Annotated in this window: 6 protein-coding genes; 5 read left to right on the top strand and 1 reads right to left on the bottom strand. The window is 62.3% G+C overall.

Annotated features, from left to right (window positions below):
• The 5 genes from BW14_RS02165 to ilvC (BW14_RS02145) all read left to right on the top strand — a co-directional run.
• The coding region (locus BW14_RS02165; protein WP_140489195.1) for an MFS transporter at positions 1-1,387 on the top strand (1,387 nt) is incomplete at its 5' end.
• Positions 1,388-1,541: 154 nt separating this feature from the next.
• The gene (locus BW14_RS02160; RefSeq protein WP_140463889.1) at positions 1,542-2,675 is read left to right on the top strand and encodes a LacI family DNA-binding transcriptional regulator; all 1,134 of its coding nucleotides are present in this window, start codon (positions 1,542-1,544) and stop codon (positions 2,673-2,675) included.
• A 426-nt stretch (positions 2,676-3,101) separates the two neighbouring features.
• Positions 3,102-4,490, top strand: coding sequence for an MFS transporter (locus tag BW14_RS02155; protein WP_181162274.1), 1,389 nt, complete (start codon positions 3,102-3,104; stop codon positions 4,488-4,490).
• A 346-nt stretch (positions 4,491-4,836) separates the two neighbouring features.
• The gene (gene ilvC / locus BW14_RS02150; RefSeq protein WP_140489194.1) at positions 4,837-5,889 is read left to right on the top strand and encodes a ketol-acid reductoisomerase; all 1,053 of its coding nucleotides are present in this window, start codon (positions 4,837-4,839) and stop codon (positions 5,887-5,889) included.
• An 812-nt stretch (positions 5,890-6,701) separates the two neighbouring features.
• Positions 6,702-7,754, top strand: a complete 1,053-nt coding sequence (gene ilvC / locus BW14_RS02145) for a ketol-acid reductoisomerase (RefSeq protein ID WP_094667944.1) — start codon at positions 6,702-6,704, stop codon at positions 7,752-7,754.
• A gap of 94 nt (positions 7,755-7,848) precedes the next feature.
• On the opposite strand, the gene BW14_RS02140 is transcribed toward ilvC (BW14_RS02145), so the two are convergent.
• On the bottom strand, positions 7,849-9,783 hold the full coding sequence (locus BW14_RS02140; RefSeq protein ID WP_181162273.1) for an ABC transporter ATP-binding protein: 1,935 nt from the start codon (positions 9,781-9,783) through the stop codon (positions 7,849-7,851).
• Positions 9,784-9,858: the final 75 nt, after the last annotated feature.

Here is a 9,858-nt window from a genome sequence, read left to right as displayed (position 1 = left end):
CGACCCCGTAGTCGCAGCCAACGGCGAAAAGCCGGGCGCGCGCGAGGTCAGCCGACTCAACTGGGGCTTTTTCGCGGCCTCGATGCTGGTCGGCACCCCATGGGTGGCGCTCAACACCATCGCCATGCCCAATGCGGTGGCCAGGCTTTTCCACTATGACACCGCCATGCTGGAGGTCGTCATCAACCCTGCCACCGGACGCCCCTTCCCTGTGGCCACCGAACTGGCCATGCCGTTGGCGGTGCTGGTGATTGTCGGTGTGGTGGCCGCCGCCCTGTTCACGCCGCTGGTCTCCGCGCTGTCCGATCGCACGCGCACCCCGCTTGGCCGCCGCACGCCGTGGATGGTGGCCGGCGGATTGCTGTGCGCGCTGATCACGCTGATTCTGGGACAGGACACCAGCATGGTGGTACTGTGCTTCTTCTGGGCGATGATGCAGTTCGCCTACGCGATGCTGTCCGCGCCGCTGGCCGCCGCCATCAGCGAACGTGTGCCGGACAAGTTCCGTCCGCGCATCGAACGGTGGCATGGCATCGGGGTGATGCTGGCGCAGACGCTGGGCGTGCTGGTCGGCGCATTCGGTGTGATGTTCGGTTCGTCCGCGCCGTTCAAGGCGATTGCCTGGGTGTTTGCGATTTCCGGCATCGCCGCGGCGCTGATTCTGCCGCGCGAACCCTCCAGCGAGGAGATGCCGCGCAGGCGATTCAGCAGCGGTGAAGTCCTTGACCAGCTGCGTCCGCCGGCTGGATCCCCCGCCTTCGCCTTGGCGTTCACGGCCCGCACCTGCATGATGGCCGGCGTGGGACTGACCAGTGTGTTCCTGTGGTATCTGGTGCGCTTCTGGGTGTACGGCAAGCCGGTGCTGTTCACGTCCGCGCCGCTGACCATTCCCGCAGGCTTCCTGATCGCCGGCATGGCGGTAGCCACGCTGATCGGTGCCGCGCTCGCCTCCTGGTCGGCGGCGCCGATTTCCGAGGCGATTGAGTCGCGTGGCATCGCCACGCCCGTGGTGGTGGCCGCCGCATGCCTGACGTATGCGGTCGGCTTGGCGTTGGCGTGGGGTCTTGGCGCATGGTCCACCGGTGCCGCGCGCGAGAATGGCATGCTGCTGTTCGCGCTGATCTCCGGCTTCGCGTTCGGCCTGTACGATGCGCTCGGCCTCGAAATGGTGATGGATTCGCTACCCGACCCGCGCACTGCCGGGCGCGACCTCGGCGTCTACGCGCTCGCCAATTCCGCGGGATTGGCGCTCGCGGCCATCATCGGCGCCATTCTGGTCAATGCGTTCTCGCATTCCTTCGGCTATTACCTGCTGTTCCCCTCGGCTATCGTGATGGTGCTGTTGGCCGGCATCGTGACGCTGCGCGGAGCCGGGGACAAGGAATAATCCGAATAATCCATAATCGTAAAACCGGTTCGAGTACACTGGTGTTTCAGTGCGAACAATGCGGGGGTGTGCAGCAGATGCACGCCCCCGCTTGCGTATCGTAGGGTGATTGACGCGATGCGCAGGGCGATGAATGAACCGATGGAGGCGAACAATGGTAGGTATGCGCGACGTAGCCAAGCAGGCGGGGGTGTCCGTCAGTACGGTGTCGCTGGTGGTCAACAACGCGGGATACGTGTCGGATGACATGCGTGCCAGGGTCGAGGCGGCCATGCATCAGCTCAACTACATTCCCAATGAGCTGGCGCGCAACCTGTACCGCAATCGCACCAATACCATCGGCATCATCGTGCCGACCATCCTCCATCCGTTCTTCGCCACACTCACCGCGCATATGCAGCGCGAGCTCGCCAAGCGGGGATTGAAGACGATGCTCTGCTCCACCGCCGATGTCGCCACCGGCGAGAGCGAATACGTGAACATGCTGCAACGGCACATGATGGACGGCATCATCATGGCCGCACACACCGAACACCAGCCGGATTACTGGACGTCCATCCGCAGGCCGATCGTAGCGTTCGATCGCATTCTCGGCACCGGCATACCCGCCGTCCACTCCGACCATGAGGCCGGCGGCCATATGATCGCGCGACAGCTGATCGATTCCGGCGTGCGTCACGCGGTGCTCGTCGGCGGCCCGCGCTCCCAGTTCACGCAGAGCATGACGTTCCCCACGGTCCGCTATCACCTCACCGTGGAGCATATGCTGGCGGAGGCCGGCATCGCCTGCGATTATGTGGAGGCCGGGTCCGTCACCGACGTCGTGGCCCATGAAGCCACAGCAGCCGCTTTTTTCGAGCGCTATCCGGATGTGGACGCCATCATCGGCTCCGATGTGGTGGCATCCGTGGCATTGCAGGAAGCCGGTCGCAGAGGCATCGCAGTACCCGGCGATTTGCAGATCATCGCCTATGACGGCACGCTTGCCGCCGATCTCGCCGGCAAGAAACTCACCGTCGTCCGTCAGGATTTCCCGGCCATCGCCGCGGCGCTCGCCGAACAGATGGACCAGCAGATCGAGGCTTTCGATACATCCAAGCGGGAGCGGCGCGGGGAGTCGGCGGATTCCTCGGTGGATTCCTTGGTGGTCGCCGATGCTGCCGGCGCCGCCAATGTCACCGGCGCCGCTGGTGTCGAACAAGACGATGCTGCCGAGCCGGCGAACCGATCTGCGGAACCGGGCGTGGTCATCCCCGTGACCTTCATCCCCGGCGAAACCACCCGGTAGCCGATGTTCATAATGGGATGTTCATTATGTGAACCCCTGCTGGATTGATGGGGCTGACGAACCTATCTTCTAGTTTCAGTTCGGGTCGAACGAACCCGAGTAACACCGAAAGGAGGCCACGCGATGACTGGATTCAATGCTTCTGCGTTTGTATCCGCACGAATTATTATCCCGTCTTCGCTGGCGGACTAATTCGGCATGATGCTTGAAGCCCCGTCAACGAAGGCAGGGCTGAGGATACCGACACAATCGGTGATGGCCCTGCGATGTGCGGGGCCTTTTTGTTGCGCTCACAAGGCTTACGACAATCCCCGCGAAACGGAACTCCAGCGGACGATAACAGCAACAACCCAATACAGCAACGTGAAACACCTTCACCCTCGCGAGGTTTGTGATGATGCAGGGTGAGAACCAACAGGAGCAATAATGACTGCAGCTCTCGAAGAGACCGGTCTGGAACAGACCGCCGGTGCGGCAAGCGAGGCGGCTGGCAAGGCCGCTGCCATGGTTCGCGATTCGGTCAAGACCGTAATCGCCGCATCCATGGTCGGCACCGCCATCGAATTCTATGACTTCTACGCCTACGGCACAGCCGCGGCGAACTACTTCCCGCACATCTTCTTCTCGGCGAAGGACAACCCGACCGTCGCCCTGCTGATGAGCCTCTTGACCTTCGCCATCGCGTTCATCGCCCGTCCGCTGGGCTCGCTGGTGTTCGGCCACTTCGGCGACCGCATGGGCCGCAAGACCACGCTGGTCGTCAGCCTTATGACCATGGGTGTGGGCACCTTCCTCATCGGCTGCCTGCCCACCTATGAGCAGGCCGGCGTGTTCGCCGTCGCCGTCCTGTGCCTCCTGCGCTTCATCCAGGGCATCGGTTTGGGCGGCGAATGGTCCGGCGCCGCTCTGGTGGCCACCGAGAACGCGCCTGAAGACAAGCGTGCGCTCTACGGCTCCTTCCCGGAGCTGGGCGCCCCGATCGGCTTCTTCCTGTCCAACGGCACCTACTTCGTCCTTGAATCCTTCAACGACCAGGCTGCGATGCTTTCCTGGGGCTGGCGTGTACCGTTCCTGCTCTCCGCAGTGCTGGTGATCGTCGGACTCGTCGTCCGCGTGCACATGGAGGAGACCCCGGTCTTCCGTATGGCACAGGCGCAGAAGAAGGTCGTCAAGTCCCCGCTGACCGAGGTGTTCCGCAAGTCCTGGCGTCAGGTGCTGCAGGCCACCTTCCTTGTGGCCGTGACCTACACGCTGTTCTATACGCTCGCCACTTGGTCCCTCGCCTGGGGCACCAAGGACACCGAGAACGGCGGCGGCAACCTGGGCTTCACCAACCAGGAGTACCTGCTCATGCTCATGATCTCCATCTGCGTGTTCGCCCTGTTCATCGTGCTCTCCTGCCTGTACGCCGATAAGATCGGCCGCCGTCGCGTGCTGACTTTCTCTTCCTGCGCACTGGTGGTCTTCGCCCTGCTCTTCCCGTTCCTGCTGGACGGCCAGCTCGTGGGCCAGAAGAACTTCGCCGCCAACATGGCCTTCCTGTGCATCGGCTTCGCGCTGATGGGCATCGCCTTCGGCCCGATTGGTGCCTTCCTGCCTGAGCTGTTCGACGCCAACGTGCGCTACTCCGGCTCCGGCATCGGCTACAACCTGGCCGCCATCGTGGGTGCCGCCTTCGTGCCGACCATCGCCACCTGGCTGTCCCACAACTGGGGCGTCCACTCCGTGGGCCTCTACCTCGGCGTGATGGCCGTGTGCTGCCTGGTCTCCGTGCTGACGTGCAAGGAAACCAAGGACGTGGATTTCACCAAGTGAAATCCACGGCTGTTTCCGGCTTCGCGATTGCCTGTCGGTTGCAATCGCTCACTGGGCCTACAGAAGCCCACTGGGCTTCTGCTTGACGGCCCAGCACGGACGTGGATTTCACCAAGTGAAATCCACGGCTGGTTTCCGGCTTCGCGATTGCGCTTTCATAACTGAAAATCCATAACTGAAAATTCATCCCACGTAGTGAACCCTTGCACAGCTTTTCCGAAGGTGCAGGACTAAACCTAACTCTCGGAAAAGCCCACAAGGAAAAACCACGTAGGGTTCTGCGCCACAGCAGAACACATTGATACTCAACCCATAAATCAACAATAGATATAAAGGAGCGCCAAAAATGGCAGCAACTATCTGGTACGAGAAGGACGCCGATCTGTCCGTGTTCGATGGCAAGAAGGTCGCCATCCTGGGCTACGGCTCCCAGGGCCACGCCCACGCGCTGAACCTGCGCGACTCGGGTGTCGACGTGGTCGTCGGCCTGCGTCCTACCTCCAAGTCCGTGGAGTTCGCCAAGGAGCAGGGCCTGGAAGTCAAGTCCGTCCCGGAAGCCGTCGCTGAGGCTGACGTCGTCATGATCCTTCTGCCTGATCAGTACCAGGCCGCCGTCTACAAGAAGGACGTTGAGCCGAACCTGAAGCCGGGCGCCGCCCTGGCCTTCGCCCACGGCTTCAACATCCACTACGGCTACATCAAGCCTTCCGAGGATCACCCGGTGTTCATGGTCGCTCCGAAGGGCCCGGGCCACATCGTGCGTCGTGAGTACGCCGCCGGCCGTGGCGTCCCGGTTGTGGTCGCTGTCGAGCAGGACCCGGACGGCAAGACCTGGCCGCTGTGCCTCGCCTACGCCAAGGCCCTGGGCGCTCTGCGCGCCGGCGCCATCAAGACCACCTTCACCGAGGAGACCGAGACCGATCTGTTCGGCGAGCAGGATGTCCTCATGGGCGGCATCAACCACCTGTGCGACATGGGCTTCGACGTGCTGACCGAGGCTGGCTACCAGCCGGAGATCGCCTACTTCGAGGTGTTCCACGAGCTGAAGATGCTCGTCGACCTTGCCAACGAGGGTGGCCTGAACAAGGCCCGTTGGTCCTGCTCCGACACCGCTCAGTACGGCGATTACACCTCCACGGTCATCACCGAGGAGACCAAGAAGCGCATGCAGTACCAGCTCAAGCGCATTCAGGACGGCTCCTTCGCCAAGGAGTTCATGGACGACCAGGCTGCTGGCGCCCCGAAGTTCAAGAAGCTGCAGGAGGAGTACTCCCACCCGCACCTCGAGACCGTCGGCCCGAAGCTGCGCGCTATGTTCTCCTGGAACAACGGCCCGGCCAAGGATCAGGACGAGGCCGAGTCCTTCAACGGCAAGATCGCTCGTACCCAGGTTCAGTGATTTTAACCGCGTAAGTCGCGAGTCTGCTTTCGCCTAGTATCCTGCGTCAGAAATTCGTTGACCGTATTTCCCGGCTCCCCTTGTCAGGGGAGCTGTCTCGCAAAGCGGGACTGAGGGGTAGTCATGTTGTCAACGCAGTTCTGGCGGGACGCTAGCGTGATTGCAATGAAAAGCCGCCATTCCGCAATGGGATGGCGGCTTTTCGTATCGGCGGACGCGGCTGCGTAGTGCGTGTTGGAGTTGTGACCGGCTGTGTCTGCGCGCATTATGCGACGCCGAGCTCCCTGTTCGAGTAACAATGCGATGGATCATTTTCTCCGTGCCACGGCGATTCAATTTCGGCCTTCCTGCGCTGGTGTGGCAGGGGAGTGTGCCACGCCAGCGCATAATTACTCCCTACTGCGCTGCTGTGGCGCATATTTTGGCGGATTGGCGTGGTGGGCCATGGGGTGCCGTGCCACGCGGCTGCATTTTCCCGTATTGTGCACTGGCGTGGTACGGCATCTCGTATCGTTCTAGCGCGAATCGTCCGAACTGTAAGACAATGTCCATAAGCGCGCAAAAGTCGATTCGTGACCCAGCTCACGTTGTGGGACGGCGGCGGGAAACCGCCGGATTCTCGATAGGATAGACCTCAGTTTTGCGAGTCGCGCCCACAAGGCGACACCCGCCACGCTTGAGACAGTCCGGGTTTGGCTCGGACGCCACAAACGCGCATTTATGCACAACCGCATACGCGCAACCACACAACACAACCGCATACCGGCCGCAAGTTTCCGGGCCGGTGCGCCAGCAGTACAAGGAGTGCTTACATGGCTGCACAAATCTGGTATGACAACGACGCTGACCTCTCCGTGCTCGACGGCAAGAAGGTCGCCATCATCGGTTATGGCTCCCAGGGTCACGCCCACGCGCTGAACCTGCGCGATTCCGGTGTCGATGTGGTCGTCGGTCTTCGCCCGACCTCCAAGTCGGTCGAGTTCGCCAAGGAGCAGGGCCTCGAGGTCAAGTCCGTGCCCGAAGCCGCCGCCGAGGCCGACGTCATCATGATCCTCGCCCCCGACCAGTACCAGCGCACGATTTGGGCCAACGACATCGAGCCCAACATCAAGCCGGGCGCTGCCGTCGCCTTCGCCCACGGCTTCAACATCCACTACGGCTACATCAAGCCGACCGAGGACCATCCGGTGTTCATGGTCGCTCCGAAGGGCCCGGGCCACATCGTGCGTCGTGAGTACGCCGCCGGCCGTGGCGTCCCGGTGGTCGTGGCCGTCGAGCAGGATCCGCGCGGCGACGGCTGGGCGCTGACCCTCGCCTACGCGAAGGCCCTGGGCGCTCTGCGCGCCGGTGCCATCAAGACCACGTTCAAGGAGGAGACCGAGACCGATCTGTTCGGCGAGCAGAACGTGCTCATGGGCGGCGTGAACAAGCTCGTCGAAATGGGCTTCGAGGTCCTCACCGACGCCGGCTACCAGCCGGAGATCGCCTACTTCGAGGTGTGCCACGAGCTGAAGATGCTCGTCGACCTGATGAACGAGGGCGGCCTGAACAAGGCCCGTTGGTCCTGCTCCGACACCGCCCAGTACGGCGACTACACCAACACCGTCATCAACGAGGACTGCCGCAAGCGCATGGAGTACCACCTCCAGCGCATTCAGGACGGCTCCTTCGCCAAGGAGTTCATCGACGATCAGGACGCCGGCGCCCCGCACTTCAAGGAGCTGCAGGAGAAGTACTCCAACGAGCGCATCGAGACCGTCGGCCCGAAGCTGCGCGCCATGTTCTCCTGGAACAAGGACGGTGTGAAGGACGCCGACGAGGCCAACTCCTTCACCGGCAAGATCGCCCGCGCCCAGGTCCAGTGAGCGAGGCTAAAGCGCGATAAGGGCGGCCGCTCCGATGCAACTCCGATGCATCAGGGAGCGGCCCCTTTTTATTCGCCCACATGCGGCTACGCGGCTACTCCTGCATGCGTTTGAGCTGGTAGAACTTGCCGCGCGCCGCCATCAGCTCGTCATAGGTGCCTTCCTCGACGATGGCCCCATGCTCCATCACCACGATGCGGTCGGCGTTGCGGATCGTGGACAGGCGATGCGCCACCATGAACGTGGTGCATTGGCCCATCATATGCTCGATGGCGTGCTGCACCTGTTTTTCGGAAGCGGAATCGAGCGCGCTGGTCGCCTCGTCGAAGATGATGATGCGCGGCTTGCGAATCAGCGCCCGGGCGATCGCGATGCGCTGGCGCTGCCCGCCCGACAGGGTGCCGCCATGCTCGCCGAGCTGCGTATCCAGGCCATTGGGCAGCGCGGCGACGACATCGTCCAGTCCGACCTCGCGCACCACCTGCTCGACCTGCTCGTCGCTGACATGGCCCAGTCCGTACGCGATGTTGTCGCGCAGCGTGCCGGAGAACAGGATCGTGTTCTGCGGCACGACCGCGATCTGCCGACGGTAGGCGTCCAGATCCATATCCTTCAGATCGATGCCGTCGACCAATACCGAGCCGCTTTCCGGCTCGCCGAAGCCGATCAGCAGCTTGAGCAAGGTGGACTTGCCCGAGCCGGAATCGCCCACGAACGCCAGCGACTGCCCGGCCGGTACCTTGAGCGAGAAATCATGCAGTACGAGCGGATAATCGGGACTATAGCGGAAGTTCACGTTGCGGTATTCGACGTCGCCGCGCAACTGCGAGGGCTCCACGTCGCGCGTATTGTGCTCCACATCGTTCTCCTGCAGGATCTCGCCGATCGACGACATCGACTCCATGCCCTTGGTCATGATCGGATACATGTTGATCAGCGCCGAAATCGAGTTGACGATCTGGGCGAAATACGTCTGGAACAGCACCACGTCGCCGATCGGGATGCGCCCGTTCAGCGCGAGGTATGAGGTGAAGGCCAGACAGCCGAGCTGGAACAGCTGGAACAGCACCCAGCCGGTCGAGCCGAACAGCGCATTGACCACGTCGAGCCGCAGGCCGGTGTCGTGGATATAGTTGAGCCGCTTGCTCATATGGTCGATCTCGACGTTCTGCAGGCCATGCGCGCGTGTGACCGGAATCATCTCGAGCATTTCGGCCACGGCGGCCTGCGTCTGCTCCATCTGGGAGCGGAAGTCGCGGTTCGATTCGCGGATCGGCTTGCGGAATGCGTAGATCGCGATGACGGCGGCCGGTACGGTGAGCAGGAAGAACAGCAGTACGGTCGGACTGTGCATGGCCGTGACCACGACGGCGATGGTGATGTCGAGCGCGATGATCGGCAGGTTGCGGTACGTCTGGTCGATGAGCACTTCGACGTTTTCGACGTCGCGCATGACTTTCGAGAGCAGTCGCCCCGACTGCGTCTCGTTATGGAATCGGATGGACAGCTGCTGCAGCTTGACGATGAGGCTGCCGCGCAGTTTGCGTTCGATGTTGCGGTTGACGCGCCCGAGCTGCAGCGCCACGGTCCAGGTGCTCAGCACGTTCTGTGAGATGAACACGAATGCGACGATGAGGTTGATCCACAGTTCGTTGAGGTTGTGCTGGTCGCGATAGGTGATGATGTTGATGATGTTGCTGGTGACGATCGGCAGCACCCAGCACGGCGACTGCTTGGCGACCAGCGCGAGCGTGGCGACGGTGAGCTGTCGGCCGGAGCCGCGGAAGAAGCTCAGCAGGATGTGCACGGGGTGGCCTGCGTGCTTGCGGTAGGTGTTGATGTATTCGGTGAACGACCAGGGGGTGTCCGGTGGCACGTCCGCTGTGCGTGAGGCGGCGTGCGCGGTGGTGCTGTGGTCCGCTGGGCTGTGGTCCGTGGTGCTGTGGTCCGTGGTGCTGTGGTTCGCTGGGCCATGGTCCGTGGTGCGCGGGGTTGGGCCGCTGGTTTGCTTGGTATTGCCGATGGGCATGAGATCCTCTTTGAACGTCGTGGCGTGCGATGCCGTATCAAGCGTATCGAAGAATCATGCAAAAGAAAAACCGGT

The organism is Bifidobacterium sp. UTBIF-68 (genome assembly GCF_006408855.1).
Classification (GTDB): Bacteria; Actinomycetota; Actinomycetes; order Actinomycetales; family Bifidobacteriaceae; genus Bifidobacterium; species Bifidobacterium reuteri.
The sequence above is the reverse complement of the archived record's forward strand: the minus strand, read 5'-3'. Positions and strand labels throughout refer to the sequence as shown.

What these genes read in the sequence shown, in the direction of transcription:
- ilvC (WP_140489194.1), top strand. Translation starts at nt 4,837, where the DNA reads ATGGCAGCAACTATCTGGTACGAGAAGGACGCCGATCTGTCCGTGTTC.
- ilvC (WP_094667944.1), top strand. Translation starts at nt 6,702, where the DNA reads ATGGCTGCACAAATCTGGTATGACAACGACGCTGACCTCTCCGTGCTC.
- BW14_RS02140 (WP_181162273.1), bottom strand. Translation starts at nt 9,783, where the DNA reads ATGCCCATCGGCAATACCAAGCAAACCAGCGGCCCAACCCCGCGCACC.
- BW14_RS02160 (WP_140463889.1), top strand. Translation starts at nt 1,542, where the DNA reads ATGGTAGGTATGCGCGACGTAGCCAAGCAGGCGGGGGTGTCCGTCAGT.
- BW14_RS02155 (WP_181162274.1), top strand. Translation starts at nt 3,102, where the DNA reads ATGACTGCAGCTCTCGAAGAGACCGGTCTGGAACAGACCGCCGGTGCG.